Origin of the sequence: Paenibacillus sp. YAF4_2, assembly GCF_052113225.1 — a bacterium.
GTDB lineage: Bacteria > Bacillota > Bacilli > Paenibacillales > Paenibacillaceae > Pristimantibacillus.
The window spans coordinates 232,522-251,741 of the sequence record NZ_JBFRCT010000003.1 but is presented as its reverse complement, the minus strand read 5'-3'; the positions used below and the strand labels follow the sequence as shown (position 1 = coordinate 251,741).

Annotated in this window: 17 protein-coding genes and 1 riboswitch; of the genes, 4 read left to right on the top strand and 13 right to left on the bottom strand. The window is 47.0% G+C overall.

The window, feature by feature from the left end:
- Positions 1–2 precede the first annotated feature (2 nt).
- Both sdhA and AB4Y93_RS08715 read right to left on the bottom strand, forming a co-directional pair.
- Positions 3–1,760 (bottom strand): succinate dehydrogenase flavoprotein subunit, encoded by a 1,758-nt coding sequence (gene sdhA, locus AB4Y93_RS08720; protein WP_441890950.1) that lies wholly within the window; start codon positions 1,758–1,760, stop codon positions 3–5.
- Positions 1,761–1,787: 27 nt separating this feature from the next.
- Positions 1,788–2,459, bottom strand: a complete 672-nt coding sequence (locus tag AB4Y93_RS08715) for a succinate dehydrogenase cytochrome b558 subunit (RefSeq protein ID WP_441890948.1) — start codon at positions 2,457–2,459, stop codon at positions 1,788–1,790.
- Positions 2,460–2,707: 248 nt separating this feature from the next.
- Here AB4Y93_RS08715 and AB4Y93_RS08710 point away from each other — a divergent pair, with 248 nt between their 5' ends.
- The gene (locus AB4Y93_RS08710; RefSeq protein ID WP_441890946.1) at positions 2,708–3,583 is read left to right on the top strand and encodes a LysR family transcriptional regulator; all 876 of its coding nucleotides are present in this window, start codon (positions 2,708–2,710) and stop codon (positions 3,581–3,583) included.
- A 376-nt stretch (positions 3,584–3,959) separates the two neighbouring features.
- Here the strand turns inward: AB4Y93_RS08710 and AB4Y93_RS08705 are convergent, their stop codons facing one another.
- Together AB4Y93_RS08705 and AB4Y93_RS08700 are read right to left on the bottom strand one after the other, a co-directional pair.
- On the bottom strand, positions 3,960–4,622 hold the full coding sequence (locus AB4Y93_RS08705; protein ID WP_167280458.1) for a potassium channel family protein: 663 nt from the start codon (positions 4,620–4,622) through the stop codon (positions 3,960–3,962).
- Between the two features lie 17 nt (positions 4,623–4,639).
- Positions 4,640–5,980, bottom strand: coding sequence for a TrkH family potassium uptake protein (locus tag AB4Y93_RS08700; RefSeq protein WP_441890944.1), 1,341 nt, complete (start codon positions 5,978–5,980; stop codon positions 4,640–4,642).
- Positions 5,981–6,053: 73 nt separating this feature from the next.
- Positions 6,054–6,214: riboswitch (cyclic di-AMP (ydaO/yuaA leader) on the bottom strand.
- 250 nt (positions 6,215–6,464) lie between these two features.
- On the opposite strand from AB4Y93_RS08700, the gene AB4Y93_RS08695 reads away from it, so the two are divergent.
- Together AB4Y93_RS08695 and AB4Y93_RS08690 are read left to right on the top strand one after the other, a co-directional pair.
- A complete protein-coding gene (locus AB4Y93_RS08695; RefSeq protein ID WP_441890942.1) occupies positions 6,465–8,057 on the top strand; it encodes a CPBP family intramembrane glutamic endopeptidase in 1,593 nt (530 codons plus the stop codon).
- 658 nt (positions 8,058–8,715) lie between these two features.
- Positions 8,716–9,453 (top strand): hypothetical protein, encoded by a 738-nt coding sequence (locus AB4Y93_RS08690; protein ID WP_441890940.1) that lies wholly within the window; start codon positions 8,716–8,718, stop codon positions 9,451–9,453.
- A 68-nt stretch (positions 9,454–9,521) separates the two neighbouring features.
- Here AB4Y93_RS08690 and uvrC read toward each other — a convergent pair whose 3' ends face one another.
- On the bottom strand, positions 9,522–11,399 hold the full coding sequence (gene uvrC, locus AB4Y93_RS08685) for an excinuclease ABC subunit UvrC (protein WP_441890938.1): 1,878 nt from the start codon (positions 11,397–11,399) through the stop codon (positions 9,522–9,524).
- A gap of 214 nt (positions 11,400–11,613) precedes the next feature.
- Between uvrC and AB4Y93_RS08680 the strand changes: the two genes are divergently transcribed.
- Positions 11,614–11,760: a YqzM family protein gene (locus AB4Y93_RS08680; RefSeq protein WP_441890936.1), complete on the top strand. Its 147-nt coding sequence runs from the start codon at positions 11,614–11,616 to the stop codon at positions 11,758–11,760.
- A gap of 54 nt (positions 11,761–11,814) precedes the next feature.
- On the opposite strand, the gene AB4Y93_RS08675 is transcribed toward AB4Y93_RS08680, so the two are convergent.
- From AB4Y93_RS08675 to AB4Y93_RS08640, 8 genes are all read right to left on the bottom strand, one after another.
- Entirely contained in the window at positions 11,815–12,033 is a 219-nt protein-coding gene (locus tag AB4Y93_RS08675) for a YezD family protein (RefSeq protein ID WP_441890934.1), read from the bottom strand.
- Between the two features lie 52 nt (positions 12,034–12,085).
- Positions 12,086–12,970, bottom strand: coding sequence for a sulfate ABC transporter permease subunit CysW (cysW, locus tag AB4Y93_RS08670; protein ID WP_441890932.1), 885 nt, complete (start codon positions 12,968–12,970; stop codon positions 12,086–12,088).
- A gap of 11 nt (positions 12,971–12,981) precedes the next feature.
- A complete protein-coding gene (gene cysT / locus AB4Y93_RS08665) occupies positions 12,982–13,824 on the bottom strand; it encodes a sulfate ABC transporter permease subunit CysT (RefSeq protein WP_441890931.1) in 843 nt (280 codons plus the stop codon).
- A 35-nt stretch (positions 13,825–13,859) separates the two neighbouring features.
- Positions 13,860–14,972, bottom strand: coding sequence for a sulfate ABC transporter substrate-binding protein (locus AB4Y93_RS08660; protein WP_441890929.1), 1,113 nt, complete (start codon positions 14,970–14,972; stop codon positions 13,860–13,862).
- A 228-nt stretch (positions 14,973–15,200) separates the two neighbouring features.
- Entirely contained in the window at positions 15,201–16,181 is a 981-nt protein-coding gene (locus tag AB4Y93_RS08655; RefSeq protein ID WP_441890927.1) for an ABC transporter ATP-binding protein, read from the bottom strand.
- Positions 16,182–16,187: 6 nt separating this feature from the next.
- On the bottom strand, positions 16,188–17,204 hold the full coding sequence (locus AB4Y93_RS08650; protein ID WP_441890925.1) for an ABC transporter ATP-binding protein: 1,017 nt from the start codon (positions 17,202–17,204) through the stop codon (positions 16,188–16,190).
- Positions 17,171–18,142 (bottom strand): ABC transporter permease, encoded by a 972-nt coding sequence (locus tag AB4Y93_RS08645; RefSeq protein WP_441890923.1) that lies wholly within the window; start codon positions 18,140–18,142, stop codon positions 17,171–17,173. Before AB4Y93_RS08645 ends, AB4Y93_RS08650 begins: the two co-directional genes overlap by 34 nt.
- Entirely contained in the window at positions 18,139–19,110 is a 972-nt protein-coding gene (locus AB4Y93_RS08640; protein WP_441890921.1) for an ABC transporter permease, read from the bottom strand. Before AB4Y93_RS08640 ends, AB4Y93_RS08645 begins: the two co-directional genes overlap by 4 nt.
- Between the last annotated feature and the right edge of the window lie 110 nt (positions 19,111–19,220).

Here is a 19,220-nt window from a genome sequence, read left to right as displayed (position 1 = left end):
TGTTATTCTCCTTTCTTCTTGTTGGCTGTATAGTCGCGTTTACGCGGTTTGATAAGCGAAGTATCAACTTCCTCGTACGAAATTTGTGGACCTTCTGGCGTCCAAGTTGCTTTCGTTGTTTTCAGGAAGTCTTCGTCATTACGATCCGGGAAGTCTGGCTTGTAATGCGCGCCGCGGCTTTCGTCACGGAGCAAAGCACCAAGTGTCATCGCTTCGGACAGTTCAAGCATGTTCCACAGCTGACGTGTGAAGGCAACGCTCGAGTTGTTCCATTGCGCCGTATCGTTAATGTTGATGTTCTGGTAACGCTGCTTCAGCTCTTTGATCTTGTCGATCGTTAGCTTCAGCTTATCATTGAAACGAACTACGGTCATGTTGTTCGTCATCCATTCACCAAGCTCTTTGTGAAGGACATATGCATTTTCCGTACCGTTCATGCTTAGGATCTTGTTGTATTTTTCAGTTTGACGTTTTTTCTCACTATCAAATACCGAAGAAGCAACATCCTCAGAAGACTTCTTAAGGCCATTAATGTACTCGACTGCTTTTGGTCCTGCAACCATACCACCAAAGATAGCAGACAAGAGCGAGTTCGCACCAAGACGGTTCGCACCATGGTAATTGTAGTCACATTCGCCAGCTGCGAACAGACCTGGAATGTTCGTCATTTGGTTGTAGTCAACCCACATGCCACCCATCGAATAGTGAACTGCCGGGAAGATCTTCATCGGAATTTTACGCGGGTCGTCACCCATGAATTTCTCGTAAATTTCGATGATGCCGCCGAGCTTAACATCAAGCTCCTTAGGATCTTTATGCGACAGGTCAAGGTATACCATGTTCTCGCCGTTGATACCAAGCTTGTCATCAACGCAGACGCTGAAGATCTCACGTGTTGCGATGTCACGTGGAACCAGGTTTCCGTATGCCGGATATTTTTCCTCAAGGAAGTACCAAGGCTTACCGTCTTTATAAGTCCAGATCCGGCCGCCTTCACCACGTGCGGATTCAGACATCAGACGAAGTTTATCGTCGCCTGGAATAGCCGTTGGATGAATTTGAATAAATTCGCCGTTAGCGTAATGTACGCCTTGCTGGTAAGCCGCACTTGCTGCAGTACCCGTATTAATAACGGAGTTTGTTGTTTTACCGAAGATGATACCTGGACCGCCGGATGCGAGAATAACTGCGTCGCCAACGAAAGTATGTACTTCCATCGAGCGCAGGCTTTGTGCTGAAACACCACGACAGATGCCTTCGTCATCCAACACAGCGCCAAGGAATTCCCAATGCTCGTATTTCGTTACGAGACCGGCTGCTTCCCAGCGGCGAACTTGCTCGTCCAGTGCGTACAGCAGCTGTTGGCCAGTTGTTGCACCTGCAAAGGCTGTACGGTGATATTGCGTACCGCCGAAACGACGGAAGTCAAGCAGACCCTCTGGTGTACGGCTGAACATTACGCCCATACGGTCCATCAAGTGAATAATGCCAGGTGCAGCTTCACACATTGCTTTTACCGGAGGCTGGTTCGCGAGGAAGTCGCCGCCATAGACAGTATCGTCAAAGTGCTCCCAAGGGGAGTCGCCTTCACCTTTTGTATTAACAGCGCCGTTAATGCCGCCTTGTGCGCAAACGGAATGGGAACGTTTAACCGGCACGACGGAGAACAAATCGACATGCACGCCCGCTTCCGCCGCTTTTACGGTTGCCATAAGACCGGCAAGACCGCCACCAACGACGATAATTTTATTTTTAGCCATTACGTTTCGCTCCTTGTCTAAATACTACTAACCGATATTGGTCAATGCCAATGCGGCACTTGCTGCTTCTTTGAACTCGTCACCTGAGAAAGCGATAAGAGACAGAATGAACAGCGCAGATACCAGTACAAAGATGACCATGCAAATATTCGCCGAAACTTTTTGTGCCTTCGGCGATACTGTAATCCCCCAGCTAACAAGGAATGCCCAAAGGCCATTGCTGAAGTGGAATACCGCAGCCAGAATACCAATGAGATACAAGATAAACAAAGCAGGGCTGGTTGCGATATCATGCATCGTCGAGCCAAGCTCTTCATGTGTCACATTGCCCAGTGCTACTTGCACACGGGTTTCGAACACATGCCAGAAAATAAAGATGAAGGTAATTACCCCCGTAATACGCTGCATCGTGAACGCCCAGTTGCGGCCATATTGGAAACGACTCGAGTTGAGGTTCGACTGATAAGCCATGTAGAGGCCATAAATACCGTGGAACAAGATCGGCAGGTAAATACCGAAAATCTCAAGCAGCGTTACAACAGGCAGTCCGTTAATAAAGTTAACGGCTCTAACGAAGCCATCTGGCCCCCGTTCATAAGCCTGAAAATTGGCCAGCGCATGCACGATGATAAACCCACCGAGCGGAATCACCCCTAGAAGAGAGTGCAGCTTACGCCAGTAGTACGAATTTCCGTTCATTAATACTTCTCCTTTCCAGTACTCCATCACATTTTACTGTTGACAAACCATTCTACATTTTACCCCCGGTACTTACGTCCGTCAACAAAAGTCGACACCAGGTGTGAAAAGATTCACTCCACGTCAATTGTGAAGACTTTCCGCTAAAGCTACCTCTTTAATCCTACTCCTTTTGGACTTATAATGGAATTGCATATTTATTATAATTTATTATAACAATTTAGCATAAGCCGACTGGAGTGACGATTATGATCGAAGAATTCAATATGTTCGCTGCCATTGTTGAACATTCCAGCATGAATAAAGCAGCAGCCCTTCTAAATTTGTCCCAGCCAGCCTTATCCCGCAAAATTGCCAAGCTGGAGGAGGAGATTGGGGCCAAGCTGTTCGAGCGTGTTGGCAAGCGCCTTGAACTGACACGAGTTGGTCAGTTGACCTACGAATATGCGGTGAACCTGCGCAGACTGCATCGCCGCTATATGGATTCCGTTTCCGAATATACGGCTGCAGGACGGACTTCCATTACCATTGGTGCCAGTCTTACAACCCTTCAGACTACATTACCCGATTTCATAAAGACACTAAACGCTAGCCATCCGGAATTTGACATTAAAGCGGTAACCGGCAAAACGCATGAGATCGTTAGCCTAGTCCGAGACAATAAAGCAGATATCGCGATCATCGCCTCGATGATTGAGGATTCCCAGCTCCACTGCGTTCCGCTATTTGATGATCATCTGCTGCTCGTCATCCCAACTAGTGTCTCCATTACCAGTCAGGAGCTTACAATTGAAGATTTGAACGGACTGCCGATGATTCTGTTCTCCAAAGGAACATGGTACCGCAGGCTGACAGACGAAGTATTCGCCAAATACCATCTCCAGCCTGATGTCCGAATGGAGATTGATTCCTTCGAAGCAATTGTCCGTCTTCTTCATACTTGCCGTGCAGCCACCTTGCTCCCACAATCTTATATGCGTAAGCAGCTGTTAGCCGACAACGAACTCATTGTCGTCCCTATCCGTGAGCTGGAAGAAACCAAGCGAACAACTTGCCTGATCCACAACGACCCTTCCGATCTCCATCCTGCTGTCCGCAGGTGGATTGCTGAGTTGGGTCAGTGATCTGGTTTTGCTCTAGTCTTGTTCTTCCTTCTCTCTTCCCCGCAGGGGAGGACAGTGAATGCGCTTTTTAGCGCTTCACTATCCTTCTTTACATTCCCGCGCATGGGGGATGGAGGGATGGGGATGGTTGGGTGCGGGGCTCGGTGGGTAAGGGGGTATCTCTGAAGGAGCGGAGCGTTCGCCTTTGTCCTTCCTTTGCTACACCTATGTAAACCAATTCAGAGCAAAGGAAGGACAACAGCGGCCGTAAGAGATACCCCGTCCCACCTGAGCCATCCCGCCCCATCCATCCCCGTCCATCCCATCCCCAGCGACCAGCGACAGCCGGAATTAAAAAAAGGACAGAGAACGCTAACTGCGCCCACTGTCCTTATCATCACCTGATAATCGTTTCTTCAAACTGTTCAATCTGCTCGTTTGTCCCGATGACAACCATCACGTCTTTTTCCGTTACAACATCCGTCGCTGTAGGAGCTATTATAATACCGGTAGGCTTATTAATCGCAACGATGCTGCAGCCGAATCTGGCACGCAGATTCAAATCATTTAGAGATTTATTATTTAGGCAATTCGGAACCGAAAGCTCTGCTATCGTATATTCCTTCGACAGCTCGATATAATCGAGCAGATTCGGACTTACAAGCTGATGCGCAACCCGGATACCCATGTCCCGCTCGGGATAAACCACCCGGTCCACTCCGATTTTCTCCAGCACGCGGCCATGCAGCTCACTCATCGCTTTCGCTACAACCCGCTTCACGCCAAGATCCTTCAGTAAGATAGTCGTCAGAATACTCGCCTGAATATCATCGCCAATCGCGACAACCCCGCAGTCAAAATTACGAACGCCTAATGATCGTAAAGTTTCCTCATCCGTGCAATCGGCCGACACCGTATAAGTCAGCACATTGCTCATTTCTTGGACAGCTTCCTCATCCCGGTCGATACCGAGCACCTCATACCCTAATTTGATAAGCTCTCTTCCGAGACTGGAGCCAAATCGCCCAAGCCCTACGATCACAAACTGATTGTTTTTCATTCTTTCTCTCTATTCCCCTATCCAATCGTAATTTTGCCTTCCGGATACCGGTACAGCTCTTTCTCTGATTTTGGTCCAAGCGCATACGCAAGCGTAAGCGGCCCAAGTCTGCCTGCGAACATGGTTAATGCAATAACAATTTTGCCGAAATCCGTCAGCTCCGGTGTAATGCCGACCGTCAAGCCGACCGTGCCAAAGGCTGATGTTGTCTCAAATAAAATTTTCAGAAACTGCTGATCTTCTGTTGTCGACAGTAGCATCGTAACAAAGATGACCAGCGTGAGCGACAGCATTGTAATCGTCAGTGCCTTAAAAATCCGGTCCTTACCAAGCCGGTAATGAAACAACACAATATCTTCCCGGCCTCGGATCATAGCAATAACCGCACCAATCATCGTCGTGAAGGTAGTCGTCTTAATCCCGCCTCCGGTTGAGCCAGGAGATGCACCGATAAACATCAGAATAATGGTGAAGAAAACTGTAGCCTGCCGCAGCTGCGTATAGTCTACGGTATTGGCCCCTGCTGTTCTTGGCGTAACCGATTGGAAGAAGGACGCCAGAATTTTGCCTCCCCAATCCAATGAACCAAGCGTCTTGCTATTCGAAAATTCAAAAATGAAGATGACGATAGCGCCGACAGCAATTAGGGTTCCAGTCATAGATAAAACAACTTTACTATGAAGGGAGAGCCGTTTGTTTTTACGGTACTCCAGTAAATCTGCCATAACAACAAAACCAAGTCCGCCCAAAATAATAAGCAGCATCGACACCAAATTAACGAGCGGATCACTTGCATACATCGTCAAACTGCGGAAGTTGCCGAATATATCAAAGCCTGCATTATTAAAGAATGAAATGGCATGGAAAAAGCCAAACCATACGGCCTTGCCAAACGGCATATCGAAGGCAAAGCGAATAGCGAACAAAATGGCGCCGACCAGCTCAATTGTTAGAGAATAAATAATGACCCTGCGGATTAATCTAACAATGCCTTCCATGCTTGTCTGATTCATCGCTTCCTGCAAGATCAACCGTTCCTTAAGCGATATCCGCTTGCGAATTGCAAGCGCAATAAGCGTGGCCATCGTCATAAAACCAAGTCCGCCGACCTGGATCAAGGAAAGTATAATCACTTTCCCAAAGGTAGAGAAGTATGTACCTGTATCTACCACTACTAAGCCGGTAACACATGTCGCCGAGGTTGCTGTAAACAGTGCATCAATGAAAGGTAGTCTAGATCCGTCACTTGAGGCAAACGGCATCGTGAGCAGAAAAGCACCTATCACAATAATGGCGGCAAAGCCAAAAACAAGAATTCGAGGCGGCGGCCATTTCAATATGTTGAAATAACGGGTCATGTTTCACTCCTTCATATAGGACATATCTAAAATTGGGCATAAAAAAAAGCACGGGAACCCCCAATGCGATATGAGTCCTGTTCCACCCAGCCTACGAGGTTAGCTGACGGATTCGGGCCTGGAAAGGCAGCCCTATTCAAGCGAAATGCTTAAAATTCACCCCATGCTGACGGATTGCTCCGGGCAGCGTTATGGTTCCCCCGTTTTCATGACGAAATTCGGCTGTTGCTATTCAATTAATATGACGTTATCGATTATACGCCCAAATGACAGATGCGATCAAAATGGGCTTAGGCGATAATTGAGCGGTATTCGTCCAAAAACGGTCAATCACATGGAGCAAATGGTCACTTGCTGGCTGCAAGTCCTTATTTCACAGCTTACCGTTAGCATCCTCTCCTTTCGCATCTATTGGATAATTCAGGCTAATAATGATATGGTTACAATAGATAAGCATCGTTTGAATCCGAAATGGAGGTAATGTATGATCCCTTCCATCGCTCCCCATGAATGGAGACGTTTCCTGTGGGCTGCTGTTGCAGGTGCAATTATTTTTATCTTTACACAGATTGGCCCAATTGCGGGCGACCAGCTGTTCTCCAGTTCAACCCCCAAGGTCATTTCTAAAAGTGAAGCAGCCCAGACTGCAGAAGCCTTCGTAAAAAAGCAATTTCATGAAGCTGCTGTTTCGTCCCATACGATTTATCAGACCGATAGTTTGGCAAATGGTTATTTTTCCAAAGAGGACTTACTTAAGACGTATGAGGACAAGTATGACGCCAAGTTCCCGACGGATACCTTTCAGGTTAATCTTGATCTCGAAGATGGCAGCAAAGCTATTGTATACGTTCATATGACAAGCGGCAGTGTTACAGGTTGGCATTGGCTGGGTGCCGCTCCAACTGATAATGGAAAGCTGATGCAGACAGCTGCGAAGGCTTTTGCCATTACCAAAGGCTTCCGTTCAGAAGAACTAAAGAGCCTGTACATTAACGATGACGGTGATGTTGTTCTTCATCCAACAGGATATAAGCTTGGAGATGCAACGCTCGAGCTAGTTATCGGTGTAGGATTGATTGATGATAAAGCGGTTATTACAAGATATAAGCCAGCTTTCCAGGCTCCTGCAAGCTACATAACGTATGTAGATGGTCAGAAAGACATTGGCAGCATTTTATCCGTCGTCAGTCTGGCGTACATGTGCTTTATCTCACTGGTTCTTTCTATTATTTATGCGATTCTGTACCGCCGGCACACCACATTTAAACGAGGCGTTTTTATCAGCCTTGTGTTCATCGTGTTCTACATTTATAACAATCTGAACGTGCTGGACGGCATTATGGCATCCTTAGGCGAGCAAATCCGCTCAGACTCAGAGATGAATGCAACTATCATCATTACTGTCGTCCTGCTCATTCCAGTAGGTCTAGCTGTCTATTTCGCCCTTGTTGCCGGTGACGGTATGTGGCGGTCCCAAAAACGTCCGTTATGGCCAGGCTTCCGCGAGCGGGGTTATGGAGAACATGTATGGCGCAGCGTTGGACTATCCTATCTTTTTGCCGCTGTCATATTGGGTTGTCAGGCCATTATTATGATTGCCATGGAGTTTCTTGCAGGATCATGGGCGACAAGTGATGCTACTCAATCGCCTTATAATACGAATATGCTGTGGCTGATGCCGATGATGGCCTGGTGTGCGGCGATTTCCGAAGAAGCCATATTCCGGTTGTTCGGGATTGCCTTATTTAAGAAGTGGTTCAAAAACACCTTTATTGCCACCCTTATTCCTACAACCATGTGGGCGCTTGGCCATGTTGGCTACCCGATTTTCCCGTTTTATACCCGGATCGTAGAGCTCGTTATTTTAGGAACCGTATTTTGTTTGATCTTCCTCAAATACGGATTTATTACAGCCGTTTTCACTCATGCTATATTAGACAGTCTACTCATGGGCTTCGATCTCATTGGTGTTGGCGGAGCTGTTAATATTACAGCAGCCATCATCTATGCAGTTCTGCCGATCATTGTTGCCTGGACGATTAAGTACTGGCATAACCGTCGGTACTTACGAGCCTGACCTCAGAAAGTTATAACCGATAAAAAGGGATGTATCCTCCTGTGATACATCCCTTTTTGCTGTTCAAAAAGCCTATTTAATAGAAAGGGTAACGTTTGTCCAAGAGCAATTCAATTCACCTTAATATACTCTATTAAAACCATTATGGAGGTGATAGGATTGACAACAATAATATGGCAAAAAATCAAGCGGCGGCAAACATAGATCATCAGGTAAGAAGAAATCAAGCGGTAACAAACACAAATCTTCTGGCTGCTCTGATAACTCTGCAATTCCAAGCAACCAAGGAGACAAATCAAGCGGAAATAGCAACTCTGAACATGCGCACAGTATTCTTCGCAAGCTGTCGCTCGGACAAGTTATCCAACGTGTGACGCTGGATAATGGAAAAGATCTTGATAAGGTGAAATGGGCAGGCTTTCAAAGCGGAAATGCTACATTCTCTGCAGTAAGCTACAAAACACCTTATATTGTGTATGTTCCACTTAATAAAATTACAAGCATCGCTCTGTAATGAGATGGTCATGAGACTATTTCGTCCGTTTGTCCACTCCTGTACAAGAGTAACTCTAGCAACCTTCATATACTCTATTATTACGTTCATGAGGAGTGATAGAATTGCCTAATAACCAAAGCTCAGGTGGTAATCAAAGCCCTGGTGGCAACCAAAGTCCTGGTGGCAACCAAAGTCCTGGCAACCAAAGCCCTGGCAACCAAAGCCCTGGCAACCAAAGCCCCGGCAACCAAAGCCCCGGCAACCAAAGCCCCGGCAACCAAAGCCCTGGCAACCAAAGCCCCGGCAACCAAAGCCCCGGCAACCAAAGCCCTGGCGGCAATCAAAGCCCTGGTGGTAGAAGTGCAGGCGCTAACAAAGCTGCAGCTAAGAAAGCTGGAGGCGGAAAAGGCGGTAACAAATCTGGTGGAAGCAAATCCGGAGGTAACAAAGCCGGTGCAGATAGAGCTGAGGGAAGTAAATCCGCTGGCGGTAAAGGCGGTAACAGTAAATCCGAGGGCAAAAAAGCCGGAGCAGATAAAGCTGAAGGTGGTAAATCCGGCGGCGGAAAAGGTAAATCTAATGGCAATAAAGCCGGTGCAGATAAAGCTGAAGGTAGTAAATCCGCTGGTGGTAAAGGCGGTAACAGCAAATCCGGGGGCAAAAAAGCTGGAGCAGATAAAGCTGAAGGTGGTAAATCCGCTGGTGGTAAAGGCGGCAACAGCAAATCCGGGGGCAAAAAAGCTGGAGCAGATAAAGCTGAAGGTGGTAAATCCGCTGGCGGTAAAGGCGGTAACAGCAAATCCGGGGGCAAAAAAGCTGGAGCAGATAAAGCTGAAGGTGGTAAATCCGCTGGCGATAAAGGCGGTAACAGCAAATCCGGGGGCAAAGGAAAATAAGTAAATAAAAGGAAATGCAGGTCACCCTACATTTCCTTTTCTGCTAATCTTGTAAAAAGAAATGAGGTTGCCCTACATTTCCTTTTCTTTGTCGCTCTCATTTAAAGCCTCGAGTATTTGTGAAGCAAGCTTTTCACCAATTGATAGCAGTTTGAAGTCTTCAATCGTAGCTTCCTTAATTTTCTTGATTGAACCAAAATGCTTAAGCAAAAGCTTGCGCCGCTTCTCTCCAATGCCTGGAATCGAATCCAGCTTGGAAGCGATCATCGATTTTCCACGTTGTTCACGGTGGAAGGAGATCGCGAATCGGTGAACCTCATCTTGAATCCGCTGGAGCAGATAAAACTCCTGGCTGTCCCGCGGCAAAGGCACCACTTCTGGCGGATCGCCGGTCATTAGCTGAGCCGTCTTATGCTTCGCATCCTTAACTAGACCACATACCGGAATATCTAGTCCGAGCTCATTTTGCAAGATATCAAGAGCCGCTGATATTTGCCCCTTCCCTCCGTCGACCACAATCAAGTCTGGAGGAGTCAGCTGATCTTTAAGTACTCGCTCATAACGACGACGGACAACTTCACGCATAGTCTCGTAATCGTCTGCCCCAACTACAGTCTTCACTTTATATTTACGGTATTCTTTCTTGTCCGGCTTGCCGTCAGTAAAGACAACCATCGCCGAGACCGGATTTGTACCTTGGATATTCGAGTTATCGAAGGCTTCAATTCGCCGTACATCAGACAGGCCAAGCCACTCTGCCAGTTTTTCTGATGCCCGAATACTTCTCTCCTCATCCCGTTCAATAAGGCGAAATTTATCAGCCAGTGCAATCTTCGCATTGTCAATGGCCATGGTAACAGCTTCGCTTTTCCGTCCACGTTGCGGCAATAATACCTTCACCTTCAGCCAGTTATGCAGCATTGTTGCGAACTCGTCCGGAACATTGGCAGATTCATCGGTACTTTCCTCATCCCCTAGCGGCAAGGGCAGCAAGATCTGCTTCGGCAGCGCCGGGTTATCACTGTAATACTGTGTGACGAACGTCATGAAGTCATCATATTCTTCCCCATAATACGGGAAGGATGTACCGCGGCGTTCAATCATTTTACCTTGACGCATATACAGAATCTGAACACACATCCAGCCTTTCTCCACCGCATAGCCAAATATATCGCGATCGAGGGCATCGTTCATCGTAATCTTCTGCTTCTCAATCACAGCATCAATACTTATAATCTGATCTCGGTATTCCTTAGCCCGCTCGAAGTCCAGCTCTTCCGCCGCAGCTTCCATCTTGCGCTGAAGATCAGCCTTAACCACATCATGACCGCCATTAAGGAATTTTGTAATCTCCTGAACCATTGAGTCATATCGCCCTTGCTCCACTTCGAATTCGCATGGGGCAATGCATTGGCCGATATGGTAATACAAGCACACTTTATCCGGCAAGGTACCACATTTGCGCAGCGGATACAGCCGGTCAAGAAGCTTCTTCGTTTGTTGAGCAGCATAGGCATTGGGATACGGACCAAAATACTTCCCCTTGTCCTTCACAACTCGACGAGTAACTTCAAGACGCGGATGAGTCTCATTCGTGATCTTAATATATGGAAAAGTCTTATCGTCCTTAAGAAGTACATTATACCGCGGATGATATTGCTTAATCAGGTTACACTCCAAGATAAGTGCTTCCATATTACTTGAGGTAATAATATAGTCAAAATCCCGAATTTCGGATACGAGGCGTTGTGTCTTGCCATTATGACTGCCATTGAAGTAGGATCGAACACGATTCTTCAGCACCTTTGCTTTACCTACATAGATAATGGTGCCTTCCCCATTCTTCATTAAATAACAGCCTGACTGATCTGGCAGCAGCGCTAATTTGTTGCGGATTAGCTCTTCTGCTTCTGCCCGGCTGATGGCTGTATTCTGTTGTTGCTGATCCATATTGTTCCTCCTACCACACAAATGGCCGAACTCTGGCTAGTTTGTGGTGATTCTTACTTCGAAAGCATAAGCTCGGGGCTGCTTTTGCATTCTTTTATTTTAACATATCGAACGCATGTTTCGCCTTATATTTGTCAATCAATTGCTTTACAATTATTCGTAAAGTTGGGTATACTATTAAAAGCTGAATGGTCTTCAAGGGAGGCGTAATCATATGGAAAATGTACGTGATCCGCGCGAACATGTGAACGAAGAACCGCGCCACGACTTGATGGACGTTATGATGGGCTTTGGCGGTATGCTCGGTTTTATGACCGTTCTCTTCGCTGTAGCTGTCATCGTGAAATTCATCATCTCTTAACACAAAAAAGCTCCGTATCGGATTTCCGATACGGAGCTTTTTTTTATCTTATTATTATTGAGCAACTGCACGCAGCTGATCGCTGTTTGCTGCCTTTTGCTCCGTTGAAGCTTGTTTATGCGGCGGTTGATCATAACGCGTACGCTCCGTACGATCAATCTGAACGATGCGTCCATCATGTACGGTAATATTGACAGAACCATATTGCAATCCGTTCACTTGTTCAAGAATACGATCCAACCACACTTGATCTACTTCCAAAGGTTTTGCCATTATTAACCCCTCCATAATCAACCGATTTACTCGGTATTAATTTCAAAAAAAATTAGTCCAGCATTTCATGTGATGATCTTTGATTGGTTTTCCATTCGAACAAGGCTTTGACGATTAATGTCAGAACCGCCAGCATAACGAGCAAGGATGCCACTGCAAAGGATGCAGAAAACTGATATTCGTTATAAAGAATTTCAATATGAAGAGGCAGCGTATTCGTTTCTCCCCGGATATGACCGGATACAACGGATACAGCACCAAACTCCCCCATCGCACGGGCATTACTCAGAATTATGCCGTAAAGCAAGCCCCATTTGATATTCGGCAGCGTAATACGCCAGAAGATTTGCCAGCCTTTTGCACCTAGGCTTGCAGCCGCTTCTTCCTCCTGTACTCCTTGTGCCTGCATAAGAGGAATCAATTCGCGTGCAACAAACGGAACAGTAACAAAAACCGTAGCTAGAACAATACCTGGTAACGCAAATACGATTTGAATATCATGCTTGTCGAGCCATGGTCCAAAGAAGCCTTGTGCACCAAATAACAAAATATAAATCATCCCTGAAATAACAGGTGATACGGCAAATGGCAGATCGATTAATGTAATTAGAAGGTTCTTCCCTTTGAAACGGAATTTGCTGATTGCCCATGCTGCTGCAATACCAAACACCGCGTTAAGCGGCACTGCAATAAGAGCAACAAACAACGTTAAACGTAAGGCTGATAAGGCATCCGGATCGGTAATCGCCGCCCTGTATACATCAAAGCCTTTCTTGAAAGCTTCAATAAATACAGATACTAGTGGCATAACAACTGCAAGCCCGAGAAATAAAAGAGAAATGCTAATCAATAACCATTTTACGCCAGCCGATTCTGTTATATGTTTCGGCCGTTTGGACGCTTCCTGAGACAAATGCGCGGTAACTGCTCCAGCCATCTCTAATCCCCCTATTCCGCTGCTGTTCGGCGGCTAATGCGCCATTGCATGAAGTTGATAAGCAGTAAAAGCAAGAAGGATATGATGAGCATCACCAGCGCAATTGCAGTGGCACCTTTATAATCAAATTGCTCAAGTTTCGTCATAATCAGAAGTGGTGCAATTTCCGTTCTCATTGGCATATTGCCGGAGATGAAGACAACTGAACCATATTCCCCAATTCCCCTGGCGAAGGCCAGTGTGAACCCGGTCAATAACGCTGGCAGCAGCTCCGGAAAAATCACTTTCCAAAATGTACGCCACCGATAAGCACCTAGCATTACTGCTGCTTCTTCTGTATCTTTCTCGAAGTCTTGCAGGACAGGCTGTACGGTCCGTACAACAAACGGTATACCGATAAAAATTAAAGCAATCGTAATGCCCAGCTGCGTGTAAGCAACCTTTAGTCCAAGCGGCTCAAGGATCGAGCCAACCCAGCCGTTAGGTGCATAAATCGCTGTCAGCGCAATACCTGCTACCGCCGTCGGGAGAGCGAACGGCAAATCGACGAGGCTGTCGATCAACTTTTTCCCGGGGAAACGATACCGAACAAGCACCCAAGCAACAAGAAGGCCGAAGACGAGATTCGTTAAAGCGGCAAAAAAGGAAGTCGTAAAACTGATTCGATAGGCTGCGATTACCCGAGGGTTCGTAATGACTGCCCAGAATTCGCTCCAGCTCAGGCCGGTTGTTTTCACAAACACACCGGCGAGAGGGATAAGAACGATCAAGCTCAGGTAAGCAATGGTGAAGCCCATCGACAGGCCAAAGCCTGGCAATACATTTTTAGACCTCTTTGCTCTGGAACCTTTCATGTGAAGTCAGCTCCGTTCATCAGTGTTCACCATCATTACGAGCCTGGCGTGTAAATTTTGTCGAAGATACCGCCATCATTAAAGTGCTTCTCTTGAGCAGTCTTCCAGCCGCCAAAGTCGTCGATCGTAATCAGTTCAAGGTCTTTGAATTGATCTTTGTATTTCGCAGCAATTGTTTCATTGATTGGACGGTAGTAGTTTTGTGCAGCAATTTCTTGCCCTTCATCCGAGTACAAATATTTCAGGTAACCTTCTGCTACTTCTCTTGTACCACGGTCATCAGCTACTTTATCAACAACTGCTACTGGAGGCTCTGCCAAGATGCTGAGCGATGGATACACAATGTCGAATTTGTCTGGGCCAAGTTCTTTTACGGACAAGTATGCTTCATTCTCCCAAGCAAGCAGGACGTCGCCGATTCCTTTTTCTACGAATGTCGTTGTAGCGCCACGAGCGCCAGAATCAAGAACAGGTACATGCTTATACAGCTCTTTTACGAAATCTTGTGCTTTTGCTTCGTCATTGCCGTTTTGTTTCAGAGCATAACCCCAAGCTGCGAGATAGTTCCAACGTGCGCCGCCAGAAGTCTTTGGATTTGGTGTAATGACTTCAACGCCGTCTTTTACAAGGTCGCTCCAGTCGTTAATGCCTTTTGGATTACCTTTACGAACGAGGAAAACGATTGTTGATGTGTATGGAGCACTGTTATGTTCGAATTTCGTCTGCCAATCGGCATTAATAAGTCCTGGTTCTACAAGAGCATCAATATCATAACCAAGTGCTAAAGTAACAACGTCTGCTTTCAGACCGTCGATAACTGCACGCGCTTGTGCACCAGAACCGGCATGAGATTGCTTAATTGTAACGTCTTGGCCAGTTGTATCTTTCCAATATTTTACGAATGCTTTGTTGTAGTTCTCATATAATTCACGAGTTGGGTCATACGAAACGTTAAGGATTTCCACTGGTGGCTTTGGTTTATCTGTAGGAGCTTCAGAAGCTGCACCCGCATTGTTTGTTGCGGCTGCTTCTTTATTTCCATTTTTATTTGAGTTGGAATTGGAGTTAGAGTTGGAGCCGCATGCTGCAAGCACCAGGGTAAACGTAAGGATAAGTACAAGCGAACGGACAATAGCTAATCTCTTCATAGTCAACACACCCCTATTTTTATTGACAGAAGAATAATGTTAGCATCCGGTGGTCCGGGTAGTCTGTATTATTCCTACCTGTTTAGTTGGTTATGGATGAATCTTACCAGCCGCCCAATTATCTGTCAATAGAAATTGGAAAATATTTATTGATTGTATAAGCTAAGCTTATAAGCTGGCCAAAATAAAAAGGCAGGGCAGTTAGCCCAGCCTTCCATAGTTATCGATTTAAGTCGCACTCAGCGGAAAATGACAGGCAATCTGTCTCCCTCCATTAACCTCGCGAAGTAATGGCTCCTCTACACTACACTTTGCTTTTGCTGCAGGACAACGCGGATGGAAACGGCAGCCCGAGGGCGGATTAGCCGGAGACGGCACATCCCCTTGCAGCACAATTCTCTCCCGCCTGCGTGCTGGATCCGGCCGTGGGATCGCGGATAGTAACGCAGCCGTATACGGATGAAGGGGCTCAGCGAACAGCTCCTCTGTTGGCGCAACCTCAACGATTTTCCCCAGGTACATCACACCAACCCGGTCAGATATATGCCGGACAACATTAAGACCATGGGCGATAAACAAGAAGGTCAGACCTAGTTCTCGCTGCAGCTTCATCAGCAGGTTAATGACCTGTGACTGAACGGATACGTCAAGGGCAGATACCGCTTCATCTGCTACGATGAATTCGGGATTTAAGGCAATAGCTCTTGCAATCCCGATCCGCTGACGCTGTCCGCCGGAGAACTCTTGCGGATATCGGTTTCTACGGGTCGCATCTAGTCCAACCAGCTCCATCAGCTCTACGACACGACTGTCAATCTCCCTCTCCGTCATCCGCTCATGCAGCCGCAGCGGCTCTCCGATGATATCCTTTACAAGAAAACGTGGATTAAGCGAGCCAAACGGATCTTGGAAAATAATCTGCATCTGCTTGCGCAGCCGGCGCAGCTCCTGCCCGCTTAGCTTTTGTACATCAGTGCCATTAAAGTTCACTTCGCCTTCCGTTGCCTGATGAAGATTAAGTACAACCCGGCCAAGCGTAGATTTGCCGCAGCCCGACTCGCCAACGAGTCCAAACGTCTCCCCTCTGCGGATCGACAGGGTTATATCATCAACTGCTTTTACCTGGCCAACGACCCGGTTCAGAAGCCCCGATCGAATCGGAAAATATTTTTTGACTCCACGAAGCTCAAGTACATATTCCGCTTTCATTTCGACTCACCTCAGCTCCGATTCATTTTGCCATGCTGCTGCCCCGCCATCTTCCATATACATCCAGCATGAAGCTTGATGCTCTTCCCCTACCGTGAATGATGGAGGTGACTTCTCCCGGCAAATATCCTTCGCATAGGGGCAGCGTGGATGGAAGCGGCATCCTACCGGAAGCTGGCTGAGCCCCGGAATATTGCCGCGTATCGTATACAGTTCATCACCACGTGATCCCTCAAGACCTGGTACCGATTTCAGAAGACCTACCGTGTAAGGGTGGCTGGGGCGTGTGAATATTTCGCTCACGCTTCCTTCTTCTACAATAATACCGGCATACATGACCGCAATGCGGTCAGCCATTTCAGCCGCAACACCCATGTCATGAGTAATGAGCAGAATGGACATGCCAAGCTCCTTCTGGAGACTGCGAAGAAGATCAAGAATTTGGGCTTGCACCGTTACATCAAGCGCAGTTGTAGGTTCATCTGCAATGAGCAATACTGGGTCGCAGGCTAAGGCAATCGCAATAACGACACGCTGGCACATCCCGCCGGACAACTCATGCGGGTATTGTCTGGCGCGAATCTCGGGAGCCGGAATACCAACAAGCCGCAGCATATCAACTGCCATTTTGCGGGCTTCTTTCTTACTCTTCTTCTGATGAAGAACGATACTTTCCGCGATTTGATCTCCTACAGTGTAGACGGGATTTAAAGAAGACATCGGATCTTGGAAAATCATAGCGATCTTATTCCCGCGAATGCGGATCATATCGTCCTGGCTTCGTTTCGCCAAATCTTCCCCTTGGAACTTAATACTGCCCTCAAGAATGGCTCCGCCATTATAATCAATCAGCCGCATGATCGCGAGGGAAGTTACGCTTTTACCGCTTCCGGACTCCCCTACCAGACAAACCGTCTGACCTTTGTCGAGTGAGAGCGACACATGCTCGGTGGCCTTTACTGTTCCGCCTACCGTCAGAAATCCGGCTGTTAGATTTTCGATTTCAAGAAGCTTTTCCGCCATCTGTCGATTCTCCTCTCGGACATTTTCTGCCGCGGGTTCAATGAGTCTTGAATACCGTCGCCAATAAAATTCACGGCAAGCACAACAAGCAGAATGCAGACACCTGGATAAACGGATTGCACCGGATCAATCAGCATAAATTCACGTGCATTCGTCAGCATTAGTCCCCAGCTTGTATCGGGAGCCTTTATCCCTAAACCAAGATAAGACAATGCCGATTCGCTAAGGATAGCGGCACCTACCATCAGCGTAGCGTTTACGATAATAGGAAAGCTTGCGTTACGGAGTAAATGTCTAAATATAATGCCAAAGTTCGAAACCCCAATTGCCCTTGCTGCCTCCACATACTGCATCTCTCGAAGCTGTAAGAATGTGCCTCGCACAAGTCTGGCCACACTCATCCAACTCGTTAGAATAAGAACGCTAATCATATAACGGAACTCTGTACCAAAGATCGCGAGCACGAGAATATTCAAGAACAATAATGGAATCGAATTCATCACGTCTACAAGCCGCATGAAGCAGGTATCAATAAATCCTCCAAAATAACCGGATATGGACCCTATCAAGGTTCCAATGATGACTGATCCAGCCGCAACGGAAAATCCAACGGTCAAGGAGATCCGTGCGCTGTACAGCAATCGTGCAAATATGTCACGGCCTACTTCGTCTGTCCCGAGTAGATGCCCATCGGTCCCTGCTTTCAAATTGGCAAACATCAAATCAATTTTTGCCGGATCATATTTGGTAAGCCACGGAGCGAACGCCCCACAGAAGACAAATACCAGTAGAACGACAAGACCACTCATTGCGTATGGATTACGGCGGAACTTGGACCATGCTGTACGCCAAGGCCCTGGAGGACGTTTGAGCGGCTTGACCGCCTGTACGTCAACCGGCGGGATTATGGCAGAGGTTTGCATATTGGCTTCACTCATGCCGATCTCCCCCCTCTCTTACCAAGCTGTACACGTGGATCTACAACCGCATAAAGCAGATCGGCGATTAGATTGCCAACAATAACAATAACAGCTGTTAAAAGAGTAATAGCCATAAGAACGGAATACTCGCGTGCAACCGCCATCTGGACGAATAAACGCCCCATTCCCGGCCAATTGAATACACTTTCGGTTAAAGCCGCACCCGCAACAAGCAGCGGAAGGTCAAGCGCAACAATCGTAATGACAGGAATTAGAGCGTTACGGAGAGCATGCTTGTAGATAACCTTACCTTCCCGCACCCCTTTGGCCCGTGCAGTACGGATATAATCCTTATCAAGCACTTCCATCATGCTAGAGCGCGAATATTTCACATATGCTGCCAGGAAACTTAGCGTTAACACAGAGACGGGTAAGATAAGATGCATCATCAAGTCGCCAAGCTGGCCTTCTTTATCCATCGTGTACATATCAGCAAGCGGCAGCCAATCCAGCTTTATCGAGAAGATCTGCTGTAGGATGATCCCGAACCAGAAGGTTGGCATCGCAAATCCAATATACGAAATAAAAGAGGCCGTCTGATCGGAGAGGCTATACTCCTTCGTGCTGTTGTAGATACCCCATGGAATAGCAATGATGAGGGTCAGCAGCCATGCCACACCCATCAGAACAAATGTGTTTTCTACGGTAGGCCAAATCACCTGGCCGATCGGTAAATGATTCTTGAACGTATATCCCAAATCACCTTGCAGCAAGTTGCCTAACCAATGTAAATATTGCAGAGGGAGCGGCTGATCCAGCCCCATATTATGTGCTTGTACCTTCATGGCCTCCGGCGATAAGCCCGGCGCCAGCATCATTTGAAAAGGTCCTCCCGGAGCGGCATGGATAAGCCCGAAGGTAACGAGCGTAATCAGGAATAGCACCAAGACGGACTGAAGCGTTCGGCGAATAAAAAACTCGGTCATATCCCATCCTCCTAAAAGAATTGCCTATGGCAATTCTACTTCGAAAGCATAAACCTAGAATTGACGCTGCTTTTGCGGCAATTCTTGCTTCGAAAGCATAAACCTAAGAA